The organism is Candidatus Amarolinea aalborgensis (genome assembly GCF_900491745.1).
GTDB lineage: Bacteria > Chloroflexota > Anaerolineae > SSC4 > Amarolineaceae > Amarolinea > Amarolinea aalborgensis.
On sequence record NZ_UETR01000005.1, the window covers coordinates 120,906 to 139,140 of the forward strand.

The 18,235-nt window shown below is 62.1% G+C and carries 12 protein-coding genes; 3 read left to right on the plus strand and 9 right to left on the minus strand.

Annotation, left to right across the window (positions count from 1 at the left end):
- Positions 1-90: 90 nt before the first annotated feature.
- The gene (locus ACPQ6D_RS08630) at positions 91-2,745 is read left to right on the plus strand and encodes a helix-turn-helix domain-containing protein (RefSeq protein ID WP_423223911.1); all 2,655 of its coding nucleotides are present in this window, start codon (positions 91-93) and stop codon (positions 2,743-2,745) included.
- A 116-nt stretch (positions 2,746-2,861) separates the two neighbouring features.
- On the opposite strand, the gene ACPQ6D_RS08635 is transcribed toward ACPQ6D_RS08630, so the two are convergent.
- The 3 genes from ACPQ6D_RS08635 to ACPQ6D_RS08645 form a co-directional block, all read right to left on the minus strand.
- Positions 2,862-4,733, minus strand: a complete 1,872-nt coding sequence (locus ACPQ6D_RS08635) for a peptide ABC transporter substrate-binding protein (RefSeq protein WP_423223912.1) — start codon at positions 4,731-4,733, stop codon at positions 2,862-2,864.
- A gap of 292 nt (positions 4,734-5,025) precedes the next feature.
- A complete protein-coding gene (locus tag ACPQ6D_RS08640; RefSeq protein ID WP_423223913.1) occupies positions 5,026-5,400 on the minus strand; it encodes an Ig-like domain-containing protein in 375 nt (124 codons plus the stop codon).
- 92 nt (positions 5,401-5,492) lie between these two features.
- Entirely contained in the window at positions 5,493-5,879 is a 387-nt protein-coding gene (locus ACPQ6D_RS08645) for a hypothetical protein (protein WP_423223914.1), read from the minus strand.
- A 616-nt stretch (positions 5,880-6,495) separates the two neighbouring features.
- Between ACPQ6D_RS08645 and ACPQ6D_RS08650 the strand changes: the two genes are divergently transcribed.
- Complete coding sequence (locus ACPQ6D_RS08650; RefSeq protein WP_423223915.1) at positions 6,496-9,117, plus strand: helix-turn-helix domain-containing protein; 2,622 nt, start codon at positions 6,496-6,498, stop codon at positions 9,115-9,117.
- Here the strand turns inward: ACPQ6D_RS08650 and ACPQ6D_RS08655 are convergent.
- The 5 genes from ACPQ6D_RS08655 to ACPQ6D_RS08675 all read right to left on the minus strand — a co-directional run bounded on the left by ACPQ6D_RS08655 (position 9,114) and on the right by ACPQ6D_RS08675 (position 15,721).
- Entirely contained in the window at positions 9,114-9,425 is a 312-nt protein-coding gene (locus tag ACPQ6D_RS08655; RefSeq protein ID WP_423223916.1) for a hypothetical protein, read from the minus strand. The two genes, ACPQ6D_RS08650 and ACPQ6D_RS08655, sit on opposite strands and share 4 nt — an antisense overlap.
- A 274-nt stretch (positions 9,426-9,699) precedes the next feature.
- The gene (locus ACPQ6D_RS08660; RefSeq protein WP_423223917.1) at positions 9,700-11,097 is read right to left on the minus strand and encodes a MazG family protein; all 1,398 of its coding nucleotides are present in this window, start codon (positions 11,095-11,097) and stop codon (positions 9,700-9,702) included.
- A 223-nt stretch (positions 11,098-11,320) separates the two neighbouring features.
- Entirely contained in the window at positions 11,321-13,681 is a 2,361-nt protein-coding gene (locus ACPQ6D_RS08665; RefSeq protein ID WP_423223918.1) for a SpaA isopeptide-forming pilin-related protein, read from the minus strand.
- Positions 13,682-13,896: 215 nt separating this feature from the next.
- The gene (locus ACPQ6D_RS08670) at positions 13,897-15,471 is read right to left on the minus strand and encodes a YncE family protein (protein WP_423223919.1); all 1,575 of its coding nucleotides are present in this window, start codon (positions 15,469-15,471) and stop codon (positions 13,897-13,899) included.
- Complete coding sequence (locus ACPQ6D_RS08675) at positions 15,359-15,721, minus strand: hypothetical protein (RefSeq protein ID WP_423223920.1); 363 nt, start codon at positions 15,719-15,721, stop codon at positions 15,359-15,361. The genes ACPQ6D_RS08670 and ACPQ6D_RS08675 overlap by 113 nt, the downstream gene beginning before the upstream one ends.
- A 92-nt stretch (positions 15,722-15,813) precedes the next feature.
- On the opposite strand from ACPQ6D_RS08675, the gene ACPQ6D_RS08680 reads away from it, so the two are divergent.
- Positions 15,814-16,047, plus strand: coding sequence for a hypothetical protein (locus ACPQ6D_RS08680; protein WP_423223921.1), 234 nt, complete (start codon positions 15,814-15,816; stop codon positions 16,045-16,047).
- Between the two features lie 268 nt (positions 16,048-16,315).
- Here the strand turns inward: ACPQ6D_RS08680 and ACPQ6D_RS08685 are convergent, their stop codons facing one another.
- Positions 16,316-16,678 (minus strand): hypothetical protein, encoded by a 363-nt coding sequence (locus ACPQ6D_RS08685; protein ID WP_423223922.1) that lies wholly within the window; start codon positions 16,676-16,678, stop codon positions 16,316-16,318.
- Positions 16,679-18,235 lie beyond the last annotated feature (1,557 nt).

Sequence of the window (18,235 nt, forward strand, 5' to 3'; positions counted from 1 at the left end):
GTAAAATGAAGTACGCGGCCACGATCAAACGTGATAACGTGCGAGACTTGGAAGATTGACGGTACTTGACTTCCTGACAGAGGAAAGCCCATGAGCAAGTTGATCTCCTTCAACCAGTGGCTCAAACAGCGGCGCAAGGCGCTTGGCCTGACGCAGAAAGATCTCGCGCAGCAGGCGGGCTGCGCCGAGGTGACGCTGCGCAAGATCGAGGCCGGCGACTTTCACCCCTCCGCGACGTTGGCCGCCTCCCTGGCCAGGGCCGCAGGTGCGAGAGACGCCGATCTACCCGGCCTCGTGACCCTGGCGCGCGGTCTCGACAGCGACCTCGCTTTGACCGCGCGCCGGCATATGCCGAGCCGGCCCCACAACCTGCCATCCCAACTCACGCCGCTCATTGGCCGCGACCCCGACATCGCCGCGCTGCGCAAGCGGCTGCGCGCGGGGGAGCGGCTGATCACCCTGCTGGGGCCGCCCGGCGTGGGCAAGACCCGCCTGGCGCAGGCCGTGGCCGAAGAGGTGCTGGAACAGTTCGAGGATGGCGTCTTCTTCGTGCGCCTGGGGCCGATTTCCGATCCTGACCTGGTGGCCGCGACGATTGCCCAGACCCTGGGGCTGCAGATGAGCGGTTCCAATCCACCGGCCTTGCAGCTGCGCGCGTACCTGGAGGAGAAGCACCTGCTGCTGGTGCTGGACAACTTCGAGCAGATCATCGAGGCTGCGCCGCTGGTGGACGACCTGCTGCGCCGCTGCGCCTGGCTGCACGTGCTGGTGACCAGCCGCCAACCCCTGCGCGTACGCGGCGAGCGCCAGGCGCCGGTGCGACCGCTGGCCCTGCCCGCTGAACTTCCCGGCGCCAGCCAACCCACCGCCAGCGACGTGCTTGGTTATTCCGCGGTGGCCCTGTTTGCGGAACGCGCCGAGATGGTGCAGCCCGACTTTGCCGTCACCGACAGCAACGCCGCAGCCGTCGCCGAACTGTGCCGCCGGCTGGATGGCCTGCCGCTGGCGATTGAGCTGGTCGCCGCACGCGTCAGGCTGCTGTCGCCGGCCGAGCTGCTGGCGCGGCTGCACGGGCCGTGGATGCTCTCGATGGACGGTCTGCGCGACGTGTCGCCGCGGCAGAAGACGCTGAGCGGCGCGATTGGCTGGAGCTACGACCTGCTCACTCCGACCGAACAGACCCTCTTCACGCGCCTGGCCGTCTTCGTCGGCGGCTGCACCTTGCAGGCCGCGGAGCTGATGTGCGGCGATGACGCTACGCTCGGCCCGCTGCTCCCATTCTCCCTGTCGCCCACGCAGGTTCTCGATGGCATTGCCTCCCTGCTGGACAAAAGCCTGCTGCACCGTGAGACCAGCCTACACGGCGATCCGCGTTACGTCATGCTGGAGACGGTGCGCGAGTATGGTCTGGAACGCGTGGCGTTGAGCGGCCAGGAAGCGGCGCTGCGCGCGCGGCATGTTCACTGCTGCTTGCGGCTGATCGAAAATGCTGAACAAGCCGACCTCGACCCTGGCCTCATTCTACTCTGTCGCCTGCTTGACGATGACATTCAAAACGTGCGTGCGGCGCTGGCCTGGTCTAGAGAACACAACGTCCAGGCTGCTTTGCTGCTGATCGCGGCATCCTTGCGCTGGCTGGGTGACCGTGGTCCTAAGTCGGAATCAGTGCGTTTGATCAACGAGGTTCTCGCCTTGCCCGGCTCGTCAGCTCATACGATTCCTCGTGCAAAGGTTCTGTTGCAGGCAGCACGTGGACTTGCGGAAGGGAGTACAACGACAGAGGCTCAGGCCTATGCAGAAGAGTCCCTAGCTCTAAGTCAGAAGTTAGGGTACAGCCAAGGAGCAGCCGATGCTTTGCTCGCCTTGGGACGAATTGCCCATACCGGCTGGTACGACCAGGACACAGCCCGTCACTATCTCGAAAAGGCCCTCACACACTACAAAACACTGGGCGACGCAGCCGGTATTGCGCACACCCTGGTGGTGTTAAGTGAAACTGCTCTCGCTCAAGGAAATTTTCCACTGGCGCATGCACTGGCCGAAGAATGTCTCTCCGTCGCGCAGCAGGCCGGTTTTTCGTACCCATGGCCGCTCGCTGTCCTGGCCAACCTGGCCTGGGCCGAAGGAGACCTGCATGGGGCACGGTTGTTGTACGAACGGCATTTGGCAGCTCAGCGAACACGAGGGGTCAAGGGCAGCCTTGTTTTCGCACTAACGGAGCTGGGAAACGTAGCTACTCGCCAGGGAGATTTTGTCGCCGCTCACGCCTTCTTGGATGAGGCGTTCGTGCACCTGAAGGAAATGGGGGACGAGGAGTTCACGGGCATGTGCTACCTATATTTGGCAGCCTTGGCGCAGGCCGAAGGCAACTACGGGCGAGCAATCCAGTTGTATCGAGCGAGCCTGGTGGGACTCAGGTACTTTCAGGGGGATCGGAGTTGGTGTCTCCTAAATCTGGCCGCGCTGGCCGCGGCGCTGAGCCAACACGAGGTGACCGCCAGACTGCTGGGTGCAACTCATGCCGTGGACGAGACCATCGCACGCCTCGCTCCCATCGAACGCGACGACTACAATCGCCTCGCCGACGCGACCCGCGCGGCCCTGGGCGCCGCGGCCTTCGACGCCGCCTGGATGGAGGGCCGGGCGGCTGCCTTTGACGTAATCATCGAGGAGGCAGTCTCGGCCCTGGAAGGCGTGCTGCGCGTCGCTGACCAGCCCTTATCCGCCGACAGATTGGCGCCATGACGCAAGGTCGGGACGACTGGAGTCGAACTCTTTGCGGGTCTATCCTCGTGATCCAATGGGGCTTGACCGCAGGCTCGACTCCAGTGTCTTCTTAACCGGCGACGGCCTTGCTTCTTCTACTGACCGCGCGCCTTCTGCTTGGCGTTCCAGTCCAGCACCCAGGTGTACCACTTCTCCCCGCCCAGGCTGGGGTAGGTGCGCTGCAAGTAAGGCTTCGTGACGCCGACGCTCACGCCGTAGTAGAGAGGCGCGAAGGCCGCGGCGTCGTCAACCAGGATTTTCTCGGCGGCATGGTACAGCGCCTGACGCTGCGCCGGATTCTCGATCTCCTGGGCCTCCTTGGTCAACTGGTTGAAACTCTTGCCATCCGGCCCCAAGGGCGCGTTGGCATCCTTCTCCCAACTCAACTGATTGGCGCCCTCGTTGCTGTTGAACACCTCGTGCACCCAGTTGTTCTCGTCCGCATAGTCAGCGCACCAACCCAGGTACCAGGCCTGTGACCGCCCAGACAAGGGGGTTGAGGGTTGGATCGTGGTGAGGAAGACCTTCAGTTCCTGGTTCGCGATCTCTACGTTGATGCCCAACCCTTGCTTCCACATCGCCTGGATGGCCTCGGCAATCTGGCGGGGTCGGTCCGAGGTCGTATGCAAGAAAGTGATCGTCGGAAAACCCTTGCCGTCCGGGTACCCTGCCTCCGCCAGCCACTGCCTGGCCTGCGCCAGCGCCTTGTCATAGCCCCAACCGCCCATCTCTGTTGGTAACGTCCACGGCGCAATATCCAGGGCGCCCGCGGCGCTGCCAAAAATGGAGCTCGGGGCGAAGGTGTTGGCGGGAATCTGGCCGCCCTTGAGCACGTTCTCGATCAGGCCCTGGCGGTTGATCGCGGCCGAGAGCGCCTTGCGCACCAACACGTTGTCCATCGGCGGCTTGCTGTTGGTGAAGCCCACATAAACCGTGCACGCGCTAGGGACGCGGTAGAACTCCTTGCTCAACACAGGATCGGTCTTGACGCGCTCGATATCTCCCAAGGGCACGCCCACGGTGTCTAGCTTGCCGGCCTCGTACATGGCGAAGGATGGCGCTGTGTCAACCAGCATACTCATCTCGATGCGCTCGATATTGCCAGCCACATGGCTCCAGCCGTACCAGAACGGGTTCTTCTCGAGCACCATGTGATCGTCGTGTAACCAACTCACCAGCGTGTAAGGGCCGTTGGTGACGATGGAGCCAGGCTCGGTCCAGCGTTCGCCCTTCTCCTCAATCGCGGCGCGGTACTGGGGCCGGTTGACCCACATGCCGGCGATGGCCGGGAAATAGGCAGCCGGGGTATTCACGGTCAACTGCACGGTATAAGCGTCGGGAGCGCTGGCCCCGACGCCATCCACCAGGGCCTGCAGCTCGGCCGCGCTCAATTTGGCAGCGTCCGCGATGTTCAGCGCCTGGCAGCCGGCGATGATGTAGTCCACGTACGCGTAGTCCGAAGCCGTGCGGGGGTCGCACGTGCGCTTGACGCCGTAGACCACGTCGGGCGCGGTGACCGGTCCTAACTTCTGCACCCCGCCGGCCGGCGTGTAGCGCACCCAGGAGACGTCGTCACGCAGCTTGAACGTGTACGTCAGCCGGTCCGCGGAGACGCTCCACGCTGTCGCCAATTCCGGTGCGACGCTGCCGTCGGCGTTGATGTCAGTCAGGCCCAAGAATAGGTTCTCAACGATGTCACCTGACTCTACCTCGGCGACCAGCGAGGGATCCACGGATTGTGGCTCGCCGCCCAGGTTGATGTGCAGGGTTACTTTGTTGCCGGGCTGGGGCGCCGGAGTGACAACCGCGGGCGCGGTCGGCGCGACCACCGTCGGCGCCGTGGTCGGCTCAACGACGACGGTCGGTGCGGCCGGTGCAACCGGCGGCGTTGGCGCGGGGCAGGCGGTCAGCGCCAGGCTCATGGCGATCAGCACGACCACAGGCATCGCCCATTTCTTGGTAGACATTTTCGGTTCCTCCTTGTGACATGGCGAACATCAAGTGCGGTGACGATCAGCGGGGCTGCGGGTAACAACGACTGCGGATAGTAAACCCCAAAAGTCGCCGCGTGGCAAGCCCCTGACCGATACAAAACCGATACAAGTATAGTAACTGCTAACCCGCCGCACCAGCGCTGAAAATGGTAACGGCTAACCCGGCGCACCAGCGCTGAAAAAGGAAGGGGCCGCCTGCATGGGCAAGCGGCCCCTCGATTCGTATCGGCATTTCCTGCCTGCGCTGGAAGAAACTCATCTCAGGTCAAGGCACGATTTCTGGCCAATACCAGACGAACCATTCAGCCTTGCTCTCGGCTCGGCCATCGCTGACGACGTCGCCGCCGTGAGCGATCAGGCCTTGCGCATTCCCCCCTGCGGGCCAGTCAATGAAGACCCGCACTTCCTTGCCGTTCATAATCTCGGCTTTGCCGCCTTCAACCAGCGGCAGGCTGGAGATCGTGAGCACGTCCCCATCGGGATCCACGTCGTTTTCCAGGACCGGAATCGTGAGGACCTGGACGGGATGGTACAACAGGATGACCTCATCGTCGTTGGCGATGGGCGGCTGGTTGCGCGGGCCTAACGCCGGCAGACCAGACATCAGAAACAGGGTGACAATCAGCGTAATCAATCGCATGGTAGACCTCCTTCATCGCATAACAGGGCACACAAGACCGGGCAGGGCGTGGCAAGCACGACAGCCTGCCCGGCACATCGGGTATCGCCCATTTAGTGGATATGGAACAGGCAGCTGATCTCAGAGGCGCCGTTTGGCAGCACGGTCGCGGCATAGGCTTCTGAGAGCAGGACGTCCTCTCCGTAGCGGGTGACACAAGGGATCTTGGTCTCGTAGTAGCTCAATTTGATCGGGTGCTGGGGCAGAACCGCGCCGGGCGGCAACATGCCGACACAACCGATCTGAATGAAATTATCGGCCGTCTCCGTCATCTGCACCTTCGATTCTGTCGCTTCTTGGGGTCTGGCGGCGCCATCAGGCAGCCGGCATGGCTGACCGACAGACACCAGGTAGAACGGCGCCGGCGGCTTGGCGTTGGCCGCCACTGCGGTGACGCTGAACACAACGATCAGTAGGGAGAGAATGGACAACTTTTTCATACGGTGCCTCCTTCGTGCGAAATCAAATGGCTTATACTGGGGTTGGCAAGCTCGTGATATGTCGTGACCACCTCCTTTACAAAGAACCACACGGGCGGTTGTTGAAGATCAACAATTTATCCAAACATATGGCCGACATAACGACAGGTTTTCTTGAGCGGACAGGATGCTACCGCGATGGCAGTCGGCTTTGAGCCGACTTGAGCTATCAGCCTCGAATTCATTCGAAGGCGGGTTCCGCACGAGATTGCTCGCTGCTTGGTCGCTACCGCCTTGAACGAAAGCCTTGAATCTTGGGTTTGCCGTGCAAACGCCTTGAACTGAAGTTCAGGCTGATAGCTGAAGTCCGCTGAAGCGGACTGGGCGAAACTGGCGGGTGACCGGCCTGATTGTCGGTTTATTTTGTTAATTTTCAAGAGTCAGCCGCCGCAGGGCGGCTTCGTAATCGTTGCAGCGACCTCGGTCGCCCGGATACGTTGGTCGGCCAGTGACTCTATTAAGCCACAGTCGCGCCCCGGATGACAGCGCAAACCGATAGTCAAACCGATACAGATGTGATATAATCGCGGCAACTGACTATCGGTGGCTGTTCGAACCCTATGAATGGGGTGACCCGATGAACTCGATTCAAACTTTTGGACAGTGGATTAAGCAGCGGCGCAAGGTGCTGGGCCTGACGCAGAAAGAGTTGGCGCAGCAGGCGGGCTGCGCGGAAGTGACGCTGCGCAAGATCGAAGCCGGCGACCTGCAACCCTCAGGACAACTGGCTGCCTCCCTGGCTGCGGCCGCAGGTGTGGTGGACGCTGATCTGCCCGCGATGGTGAGGTTTGCGCTGGGCGAGGGCGCAGGGCATGCGCCGGCTGGCCGCTTGAGCAAGCCGCGGCGTCCCCACAACTTGCCCGCCCAGCTCACCCCGCTGCTTGGCCGTGAGCTTGATATCGCGGCCGTGCGCAGCCGTCTGCGCGAGGGGGCGCGGCTGATCACCCTGCTGGGGCCGCCGGGCGTGGGCAAGACCCGGCTGGCCCTGGCCGCCGCGGAGTCCGTGCTGGAGCAGTTTGAGCACGGCGTCTTCTTCGTGCGGCTGGCGCCTGTCTCCGATCCTGAGCTGGTGGCCGCGACCATCGTGCAGGCCCTGAACGCCTCGTCGAGCGGGCCGAACCCACCGGCCTTGAAATTGCGCGCCTACCTGGAAGAGAAGCATCTCCTGCTGGTGCTGGACAACTTCGAGCAGATCATCGAGGCTGCGCCGCTGGTGGACGGCTTGCTGCGCCGCTGCACGTGGCTGCACGTCCTGGTCACCAGCCGGCAACCGCTGCGCATGCGGGGCGAGCGGCAGGTGCCGGTGATGCCCCTCACCCTGCCCGCGCAGTTCCCGGGCGTCGCCCAGCTCACCGCCGCCGAAGCGCTGCGTTATCCGGTGGTGACCCTGTTCGCGGATCGCGCCGCCGCGGTGCAGCCCGACTTTATCGTCACGGACAGCAATGCCGCGGCCGTGGTGGAATTGTGCCGCCGGTTGGACGGCCTGCCCCTCGCCATCGAGCTGGTCGCGGCGCGCGTCAAACTATTGCCGCCGGCCGACCTGCTGGCGCGCGTGCGCGGGCCGTGGATGCTCTCTGTAGATGGCCTGCGCGACGTGTCGCCGCGGCAGAAGACGTTGCGCGGCGCCATCAGTTGGAGTTTTGACTTGCTCTCCCCATCCGAGCAAACCCTGTTCACACAGTTGGCTGTGTTCGCCAACGGCTTTACCCTGGAAGCGGCGGAAGCGCTGTGCGAAGACGAGGATACGAAATTCCGGGTTCTGGACGGAATCGCCTCGCTGTTGGACAAGAGCCTGCTGCGCCGTGAGATCGGCCCGCGCGGCGAGTCGCGTTACAGCTATCTGGAGACAGTGCGCGAGTATGCCCTGGAACGGCTGGCCCTGAGCGGCCGCGAAGCAGGGCTGCTTGCGCGCCATGCCGGCTACTTCGTGCAGCTCGTGGAACAGGTGGAGAGGGCAGATCCGGACCCCGGGCGCATCCAGCTTCACCGCCTGCTCGACAATGACATCTACGACATCCGGGCTGCCCTGGCCTGGGCCGCAACCCACGACGTCCAGGCTGCCCTGCACCTCACCGCCGCTCTCTTGGAGTGGCTAATTGCGCGCGGGCCTTATGTCGAAGCGACGCGGCTGATCAACGAAGTTTTCGCTCTACCCGGCGCTTCCGAGCACACGATCGCGCGCGCCAAGGCGTTGAGCCTGGCGGGATTGCTACTCCAATTTGTGGGTGAGAATGTCCAGGCCCAGGCCTTTGCCGAGGAAAGCCTGGTTCTCAGTCACGAGTTGGGCTACGGTAAAGGGGAAGCCGATGCCTTGCTGGCTTTGGGGCGCATTGCGAAGGACGAGGGCGACCGGGACGCGGCCCACAGGCATCTGGAAAACGCGCTGGCACGCTACCGAACCCTGGACGCCCCCGGCGGCATCTCCCAGTCGCTGGCGCTCCTGGGTGAAATCGCACTTGAACAGGCAGACTTATCGCGCACGCGGATGCTGTGCGAAGAGAGCCTCGCCGTCGCCCAGCGTGCAGGTTTTGCGTACCCCTGGCCGCTCGGCATTCTGGCCAACCTGGCCTGGGCTGAGGGTGATCTGGCGCGGGCGCGCTCTCTCAACGAGCAAAGACTGGCAGGTGAACGCCAGCGCGGCGTCAAAGGCTCCATCGCGCACACCCTCTTGGAGTTGGGAACCGTGGCCACCCGCCAGCGCGACTATCCGGCCGCTCACCTCTTTCTCGACGAGGCGTTCGCCCTCCAAAAGGGACAGGGCCACGAGCACTTTCTGCGCGCCGGCTACCTGCGCCTGGCCGCGCTGCTGCAGGCCGAAGGCAACTACGGACACGCAGTCGAGTGGTATCGGGAGAGCCTGGCGGGCGCAAACCACTACCCCTGGACGTGGGGCCCTTGCCTTTTGAACCTGGCCGCGCTGGCTGCAGCCCTGGACCAGCACGACTTAGTTGCCAGGCTGCTCGCCGCGACGGAGACCGTGAATGAGACAGGCACGCGTCTCCTGCCCATTGAACGTGGCGACTACAACCGGCTGGCTGACTCAGCCCGCGCGTCCCTGGATCCCGCGGCCTTCGAGGCAGCCTGGGCGCAGGGGCGCGCGTTGACATTCGAGCTGGCCGCCGAGGAGGCGATAGCACACCTGGAAGCTGCGCTGCAGGTTCAACCACGATCTACCTGGAAGATCGGAAATGCAGGTTAGCGGCCGCCGAGGAAATTCGGACAGGCGGTATCATCGAAATCCACGCTCTCGCCGTCAGCGCTGATAGGACTGCAGGCGTCGCAGCCGTCTTGGATTGGCGTGTTGGCGACGATGGTGTTCTTCAGCGTCACGGCGCCATCGTTTTTGATGCTTACGCTCTCGACGCCGGCATTGTTGCCAGCGAGGGAGCTGGTGTTTACGGTCATCGTCTCGCTGCGGCGGTTCTTGATGACGCCGCTGGTTACGAGTGCGATGAGGAGTGTGACCGCCAGTAACACGAAGATGGTTCTCATGGGATTGGGATGCATGATCTGATTTCCTTTTTGGCGTCAAAGCCGCCGCCATTTGACAGCGATATGCACTGGCGGTACAATGCCGCCCGTTGTCTGATCCCCGACCCATACGATCAAGTTATCTCACCGCCAGCGGCAACGCTGCCCGGTGTTCCAGCGGGGCGCCAGTCTCACCCACGGATCCGTGAGGCTGCAACAGATTCTGTGCTTGCTCCGGCGAGTAGTGCAGGCAGAGAAACTCAACGGCGAGTTTGTCTACCTGCACTCTTTGTTTTCAGACATTGCTTGCTCATTCCCACCACATCTCGCGCGCGGCAGCTTGCAGCGCACTTAGCGTGACGCCGGCGGCTTGCGCGCGGGCCTCCACCGCGCGCACCTGTGCGGCAAAGCGTCCATTGGCCTGGCGCAAAGCCCGTTCGGGGTCCACACCGCGCGCACGGGCTTGGGCCACCAGGGCAAAGAGCAGGTCGCCAAACCCCTCCTCATCGGCCGGCGGCGCCGCGGAATCGAGCGCGGGCGCGCCGGCCCAACCGATACGCGCCGCGCGGCGCTGATAAATCTCAGCCTGCATTAAGGCTGGCAGCGCGGACGGTACGCTGCCCAGCGCGGATTCGACCTCGCCCTTGGTCTGGCGCTCGGCCGCTTTGATCTTCTCCCAGTTCTGCAGCACTTCATCCACATTCTGCACGTCCAACCCGCTGAACACGTGCGGATGGCGGCGGATCAACTTGGCGATGACATGGCTGAGCACATCGGCCAGGCGAAACTCCCCTTCCTCAGCCGCAATCTGCACCTGCATGGCAAGGTTGAGATAGAGATCGCCCAGCTCTTCCGACAGGAGATGCGCATCCCCGCTTTCGATCGCGGCCACCACCTCGTACGTTTCCTCAAGCAAGGACGTCACCAGGGACTCGTGCGTCTGCTCACGATCCCAGGGGCAGCCGTTGGGCGCGCGCAGGTGCGCCACAATCTCCTGCAGGGCGTCGTAGCCGCCGGCATGGGGCAGCGGTGGAATGTACAGCGCGGTCAAATGATCGAAGAAGCTGCCGGCATGATCGAGCTCGTGCAAAGGAAGCTGCACGAGCTGGCTGGCCGGCGTGCCCGCGGCATGCACCAGGGTCAACGGATGATCTTCCGGGTAGGTGTTGAGCAGCACCAGCTTGACCTCGCCGGCTAACAGGCGGCTGTAGAGCTGGCCCAGGATTGCCGGGCGGTCGGGGTCCAGCGGCGCGTGGTGCTTGCTGGCAACCACCATGGCGTCGGCAATTTGCAGCCCATCCAACGCATCCACGCGCAGCGCCGTCAGCAGCGGCTCGATGAAGCTCAAGCCCTCGACGATACGCACCGTCAGGCCGCGGGCGGCCGCGCCTTGTTGAATGAGTTCGGTCGTTGTTTCGCCCACGGCCGGATGGCCAGGCACGGCATAGACCACGCCCTGCGGCCGTGTCGCCAGGTCAAGGATACGCGCGCTGATCGTCTGGTAAACATCGGCAAACGCGTCGGTCTGTTCATAGACTTCATCGAAGCTGACCAGGCGCAGTCCAGGTACATCCCGCAGCGCGTCCACCGTCGGATGGCGCGCGGTGCGCAGATAGACCTCGGACGCCTGCGTCAGAGTTTCCCAGGCCTCCTGCGTCAACAGGCGAGGGTCGCCAGGCCCCAGCCCCACAATCGTGATGTTGTTCATGGCAACGGTTATGACCTCAGCAGAATGGCGGGCGCAAAACGCCAGCACGCAACCATACCACAGGCTGCCCCGTCAACCAAATGCGACAAGGTGCAGCAACTCCAAATGTCGCGCACATTCAACCACAAGGAACGCAGAGAGCACAAAGAAACGGGAGATTAGCCGCAAATTGGCGGCATCTCTGTGCTCTTTGTGCCCTCTGTGGTCAAAAACGCGTTCAGTTCTAGCGCAACCGAGAGGCTCTACGAATTTCTAGCAACGCTGGGAAGTCGTAGAACACGCTGATCGTGTTGCTCAAGCGGTTGCCCACGTAGACCAGGTTGTTGCTCGGGTTGACCACCACGTCAAACGGGTAATCGCCGACCGGCCGCACACCAATCGGCTCGCGCAGCACGCCGCTCAACCGCGTGACGCTGTCATCTTCTGCGTTCACCGCCATGATGTGCCCGTTCGTGGGATTGACAGCCAGAGCAGCGCCGCTGTTGCCGCTGCTCCCCACCAGCACTGATTCAAGCTGGGTGGCGCCGCCGCCGCTCAGGCGATAGAAGCGCACGCGCTGATCAGGCTCGCCGCGCACGGCATAGGAGACAACCATCTGGTTGCGCGTCACATCGAGCGCCATGCCAAACGGCTCGCCGCCGGGGAAGAGGGTGAGAAGCGGCTCGATCAAGTTGGTGGCGCCATCCACCGATACGACGCGATCAATGTCGCGCAGCCCGACGTAGATGCGATTGAAGTTGGGGTGCACGGCCAGGCCCCAAGCGCCGGCGCCAACAGCGACCGTGGTCAACAAGGTATCGTTGGCGCTGTCAATCACGGCCAGGCGCCCGTCGCCATGCAGCGTCACATACACGCGGTTGGTGATCGGGTTGACCGCAATCCAGCATGGTTCGCGATAGGGCGCCATTGAGATCGTGCGGACCACGGTGTTGGTGGCCGCGTTGATGACCGATACGCTGTTGCTGCCGAAATTCGCCACGTAAACCTTGTTCGTGGTCGGGTTGTAGGCAGCCCCAAACGGCTGACTGCCGATCGGGATCGTTGTCACCACACTGTTCGTCGTGGTGTCCACCACGTAGACCGAATTGTGCGCATTGCTGGCGATGTAAAGCCGCTGGGCGTTGGGGTTCAGAGCCATCCCATGCGGACGATCTATACCGGTGATGTCCGGGAAGACGACCGGGGTGGGCGTCGGGGTGGGGGTGCGTGTGAGGGTTGGCGTTGCCGTCGGTACCAAGCGGTTGCGGAAACGCACCTCGATGCAGCGCCCGGTCTGCGCCAGGGTGACATTGAACTGCGGCGGGGAGAGCGGCTGCCACCCAGGCTGCATCTCTTCCCACAGGGTGTAGACGCCCCAAGGCAGATTGTCGAAACGGAAGCGGCCGCTGGCGTCCGTCACGCTGGTGTACAGCGGTTCGGTCTCGTCACTGAGACGGGCGCGGATCGTCCATCCGCTCAGGCCAGCGTAAGCAGCGTTGACCTTCGTGCCGACGATGCATCCGCGCGGCACCAGGAAGTAGCTGCCGGCGCCGAGCGGAAAGAAGCGCGGCGCCGGCGTGCGCGTAGCCGTTGGGGTAGGCGTCGGCGTGCGCGTCGGCGTGCGGGTGGGCGTCACGGTGGACGTCGGCGTTAGTGTGGGCGTTGGCGTCGGCGTGCGGGTGATCGTCGGCGTTGCCGTGGGGGTGAACGTCGGCGTCTCTGTGGGCGTCGCGGTCGGAGACGGCGATGGCGTATTCGTCGGGGTGTTCGTGGGCGCCGCGGTCGAGGTATCGGTTGGGGCGGCGGTGGGCGTATTCGTCGGGGTGGGCGTCCACGGCCAATTGCCAAAGAACAGCGTGGCCGTGACATTATTCTGAATCTGCACCGTCTGCACGGGCGGCGCGATGCTCGGTTCGTAGCCAGACGGCCAGGCGGTCTCGCGCACGATGTACGCGCCGACACCGAGATGGGTCAAGGTGATGACGCCGCTGCTCGTCGTGGTGCGCGTAAAGACATCAGAGAAAGGCGGCGGGAACTGCAGCGTAAAGACCGCATCGGCCAGGCCGTTCTCTCCAGGCTCCTGCACCCCGTTGCCATTCAAGTCTATGAACTTGACCAGGCGCAGGTCACCCGTGTCCTGCGTCACAAAGAAGACCACTTCTGCGGCTGCTTCAAATCCATTGTCAGAGAAGTACTCAATTCGTGCGGCGTAACGCTCGTGGGTGAGCGCGAGCGGCAGGGTGTAGGTCACGGGCAATTGAAACAGGCGGGTTACGTTGAGGCCGGTTGCGCCAGCGTAGGTGGCTGATTCAAGCACCTGATTGGTATCGAGGTTGCGCAGGACGTAACTGACCTGGTTGGGTGCGGCGCTGCCAATGCCCACCACGCTCCATTGCAGCGTCTCGAATTCGCCTGGACGCAGGGCCGATGGCGGCGCGGGCGAACCCGCCAAAAGGACTGAGCCATTACTCGGATCAACCGCGCCCTGGAGCATCTGGTGCAAAGGAGACGGCACAGCAGCCGGCGAAGTGGCAGCGACGCCTAAGACCAGAACAACCATCAGGCTGAGCGCAAGAAGAAAAGCCATTGTCATGTGTCGTAGCATAGGTATTCTCCTCAACAAGACGAGGGCACGCACTGATCTAACCATGTAGCAAGACGCAGGTCAGACATCACAGGTGACGCCGTAGGAAGCGGCGAACATAACAAGCAAATTGGGGATTGTACGAGTGAGAAATTTCTGCTCGCACAATCCCCAATAAGCGCTGCATGTGATGGCCTCTGCATTCTGGGCTGCAGAGGCCATGCTGGTTGTGTGGCTTAGTTATCCGTGAAGATCGTCACCTTGCCTTCGTCACGAGAGCCAACGTAGACGCGGTTGTTGTTCGGATTCACGTCCAACATGAACGGGTTGCGAGCCGTGGCCACCGTGCGCAGCAGCGTGAAGGTGCTGGTGGTGTTGTTATAGCCGTAGACGCGCACCTGATTCAGCTTGCTGTTGACCAACAAGACATGGCCCGTGGTGGGGTTGACAATCAAGCCGCCGCCGCCGTCCGGCTGATCCTGCGGCATATCCACCTGTCCAGCAGGGAACAGACCCTGCGCTGTAGGCCGATAGGCCATCAGGCGGAACGGAATGTCGCCCTCGCCAATGATGACGAACACCCGATCGAGGGTAGGTGCATAGTGGATGGCATACGGGATCGCACCCACAAACGGCGAGACCGACTGGTCTTCATAGACGTTGCCCGTGACGCCATCGAGCGTAGCCACATTGCCGGTGTCACGATTCGTCGTGTACACGCGGTTGAGGCTCTCATTGATGGTTGCGCCCCAGGCGCCCACGCCGCCAGACCACTTCAGCGCAAGACGCCGGTCTTCGACGCCGCTGATGATGCCAACAACGTCCCACGCGTGGCTGACGCTGTAGATCCGGTTGGTGGTCTGATTGACATCCACGAACGTCGTCTCAGGTCCGACGGCAACGGTGGCGATGACCGTATTCGTGGCGCCGTTGATAATTGACACCGTCCCGTCTACGTAGTTGTTGACGTAGACCTTGTTCGTCGCGGGATTCACGACCACGCCGAATGGTTCATCACCGACACGAATCTTGGTGATGATTTGCATGGTGCTGGCGTTGAGCACGAACAACTCATCGGTGTCCCGACTGGACAGATACAGGCGGTTGGTCAAGGGGTTAATCGCAACGCCCTTCGTATGAATGAGACCCGGCACGACAATATCACCACCACCAGGCGGGGTCGGAGTAACGGTCGGCGTACGGGTCACGGTCGGCGTCGGCGTACGGGTTGGTGTGCGCGTCGGCAGCGGTGTCGGCGTGCGAGTCGGGGTATTCGTTGCAGTCGGCGTCGGGGTCAGGGTTGGCGTCGGCGGCAAAATGTTGATGATACCCGGCACGTATTGGCGGAATGGTCCTCGCTCCGCGCGGATCGAGTAACCGAGGCAGTCGCCGCGATTGTAGAAGTCACGCACCATCAGGTAGTAAGTTGCCTGCCGCGGTGCAATGAAGACGATCTGTGACGCCACCCCGCCGCCGGGATAATCATCATTCGTGATGAGCAGCGTGGTGCCATCGGTGTCATACAGGCGCATGATCGTATCCGCACCCAGCGTCAGATTGAACGTGGTGAAGGTGTAGATGCGATTGGCCTGCAGATTGACCTTGAACCAGTCCTGGTCGCCGGTCACATGGAAGTTGTGCACCTGCGCCGAGCCGTCCGTGGGCAGGAGGGTGGCGTTGGTGAAATCGTTGTCTGGCTCATACTGATCGGCCGGGCAAGAAGGCGTCGCCGTCGGGGTTGGCGTCGGTGTATTGGTCGGCGTTGGTGTACGCGTCGGCGTGTTGGTCGGCGTATTCGTCGGCGTATTCATCGGCGTGTTGGTCGACGTGTTGGTCGTATTCGTCGGCGTATTCGTCGGCGTATTCGTCGGCATTATTCGTCGGCGATATTCGTCGGCATTCGTCGGCGTATTCGTCAGCGTGTTGGTCGGCGATGTTGGTCGGCGTGTTGGTCGGCGTGTTGGTCGGCGTATTCGTCGGCGTGTTGGTCGGCGGTGATCGGCGTATTCGTCGGCGGTCGGCGTATTCGTCGGCGTGTTGGTCGGCGTGATTCGTCGGCATTGATTCGTCGGCGTGGTGGTCAGCGTATTCGTCGGCGTGTTGGTCGGCGTATTCGTCGGCGTGTTGGTCGGCGTATTCGTCGGCGTACGTAAGTGTTGGTCGGCGTATTCGTCGGCGTGTTGGTCGGCGTATTCGTCGGCGTATTCGTCAACGTGTTGGTCAGCGTATTCGTCAACGTGTTGGTCGGCATGCGCAGTGGGGTGTTGGTCGGCGTGTTCGTCAGCGTCGGCGTCAGTGTTCGTCAGCGTCGGGGTGTTGGTCGGCGCGTGTTGAGTGCGGTCAGCGTGTTCGTTGCAGTTGGCGTCGGCGTGGTTTGTCGGTCATAAGGCGTCCAAGTGGGCGTCGCGGTCGGTGTGATCGTCAGCGTAGGTTAACGATCGTCAGCGTCAGCGTGTTCGTCGGCGTATTCGTCGGCGTGTTGGTCGGCGTATTCGTCGGCGTATTCGTCGGCGTGTTGGTCGGCGTGTTGGTCAACGTATTCGTCGGCGTATTCGTTGGCGTATTCGTCCGGCGTGTTCGTCGGCATTATTCGTCGGCGTGTTCGTCGGCGTATTCGTCGGCATGTTGGTCAGCGTATTCGTCGGCGATGGTTCGTCAGCGTATTCGATCGGCGTGTTGGTCCAACGTATTCGTCGGCGTGTTGTTGGTCGGCGTATTCGTCGGCGTGTTGGTCGGCGTGTTGGTCATTCGATCGGCGTATTGGTCGGGGTTGGAGTTGACGGTGCCGTTCCTGACGGTGTGGGGGGTCGAGGGTTGGCGTATTCGATTGGCGTCGGCGTGTTGGTTGGCGTTAGCGTCGGCGTGTTCGTCGGCGTATTCGTCGGCGTATTCGTCGGCGTGTTGGTCGGCATTCGTCAGCGTGTTGGTCGGCATGTATTGGTCGGCGTGTTCGTCGGCGTGGTCGGCGTGTTCGTCGGCGTATTGGTCGGCGTGTTCGTCGGCGTGTTCGTCCGGCAATGTTCGTCAGCGTGTTGTTGGTTGAGCGTCGGCGTATTGGTCGGCGTGTTCGTTGACGTCGGGTTGGCGTTGGCGTCGGTGGTTTCAGGGTATCCGTCGGCGTCGGCGTCGGCGTCGCGGTCACCTAATCAACGTCGGCGGTCGGCGTCCTCGTCGGCGTCCGGCGTCTGGTCGGCGTCCTGGTTGCGGAGGGCGTGGGGTTGGCGTCGAAGCACAACCACTCCAATTGAATTCGAAGGTCTGAACAATCCAGTCCAGGTCAGGCGAGTTCGTCTGCTTCGACTCCACCTGGATCAACTGCCAGGTCGTTGTCACAGGAACGGTAATGGTCGTGCTGTACGTCCATATAGTGACCACCGGTTGGCAGCAGATGGGTTATCAACGATAGGCGTACCAGTCACAAAGGGTCAGCAGTAATCGGCGTGGTGTTGGTGATGCCCTGCAATCCCCACAAAGCGTGCCGCCGGGCGGCTGAACGCCTCCAACGACCGACCATGTGAGAGCTTGCCGTGCGCTGCCCGGAACGGTCAGGTCATAGGCATACGCCAGAAACTCAGTTGGATCCGTGCCGGCAGCCGGGGTGGAATGGGCCAAAGTGACCACGCGCAATGTCAAGACCGTCGTTGGGCCAGACATGGTGAAGACAAACAGCCAGTCTGTTTGTAAACAACGACCAGGGCGGCTCCATTGCTGGAATTGCCGATGGCAACGCCAGAGATCGGGTAGCTCGCAGCGCCGGGCCTGACACCAGGGCCGTGAGCATCAGCCAGTAGGCGGTGACTGTAGAGAACATTACTCCACTTACCGGAATAGTCTCCATCCAGATATCTGGGCATGTGAGTTGAAGGTGATGTTGAAGTGGATGCGTTGCGCTGCCGTCAGCGTTATTCCAATAGAGATAGGCCTTGAAGACGGTGCGGGATCGTGATATTGATCGTTCCCGGGTAGCATACCGTCCCAGACCAACGCCGGAGCAACGATGCCGTAGCCGCCATCAGGTTGATCCAAGCACGTACCCCCCCCAATGCGCGCGGTCTGCAGCGGGCATCATCGAAATGCCCTCAGCGTCGATCTGCGCCGACGGGGGGTGGCCGGGCGCGAATCGGGCCAAGCATCAGCACAATGGCCCATCGGCATCAGCCAGGGCTGTGAACGAATCACCTGCCGGGCTGGCTTGCGCGTGTGAGCGCCTGGCGGATCGGAGCCTGTATGGGATTTCCGGGTGAAACGTAGGCCACCTCCTGTGTCGTGAACTGTAAGTCTATCTGTGGCAAATCAGAAAAAAAGGCAAAGAGCTAGGTGGTACAACCTCACCAAACTGCTGCCATTCTTCTATCCAGGTTGCATGACGATCAAAACCTTGCGGTTACTACACAACAAGGCGTTGGCAATCTACTTCTTTCTAAGACATTAGGCATGGCGCTAACGTTGCGCAGAAGGGTATGAAAACCCGACGCCAATTTTGTGACTCCGCAACCGCCGGATATACCAAATGCTGCCCGCGCTGACCGCTTCGATCAATACAAATCGCCGCTGTGCCTGACGGATCTATGACCT

Bases quoted from the DNA above. Each gene is read 5' to 3' on its own strand.
- ACPQ6D_RS08630 (WP_423223911.1), top strand. From the start codon at position 91: ATGAGCAAGTTGATCTCCTTCAACCAGTGGCTCAAACAGCGGCGCAAG.
- ACPQ6D_RS08635 (WP_423223912.1), bottom strand. From the start codon at position 4,733: ATGTCTACCAAGAAATGGGCGATGCCTGTGGTCGTGCTGATCGCCATG.
- ACPQ6D_RS08640 (WP_423223913.1), bottom strand. From the start codon at position 5,400: ATGCGATTGATTACGCTGATTGTCACCCTGTTTCTGATGTCTGGTCTG.
- ACPQ6D_RS08645 (WP_423223914.1), bottom strand. From the start codon at position 5,879: ATGAAAAAGTTGTCCATTCTCTCCCTACTGATCGTTGTGTTCAGCGTC.
- ACPQ6D_RS08650 (WP_423223915.1), top strand. From the start codon at position 6,496: ATGAACTCGATTCAAACTTTTGGACAGTGGATTAAGCAGCGGCGCAAG.
- ACPQ6D_RS08655 (WP_423223916.1), bottom strand. From the start codon at position 9,425: ATGCATCCCAATCCCATGAGAACCATCTTCGTGTTACTGGCGGTCACA.
- ACPQ6D_RS08660 (WP_423223917.1), bottom strand. From the start codon at position 11,097: ATGAACAACATCACGATTGTGGGGCTGGGGCCTGGCGACCCTCGCCTG.
- ACPQ6D_RS08665 (WP_423223918.1), bottom strand. From the start codon at position 13,681: ATGCTACGACACATGACAATGGCTTTTCTTCTTGCGCTCAGCCTGATG.
- ACPQ6D_RS08670 (WP_423223919.1), bottom strand. From the start codon at position 15,471: ATGAATACGCCGACGAATACGCCGACCAACACGCCGACGCGTACACCA.
- ACPQ6D_RS08675 (WP_423223920.1), bottom strand. From the start codon at position 15,721: ATGCCGACGAATCACGCCGACCAACACGCCGACGAATACGCCGACCGC.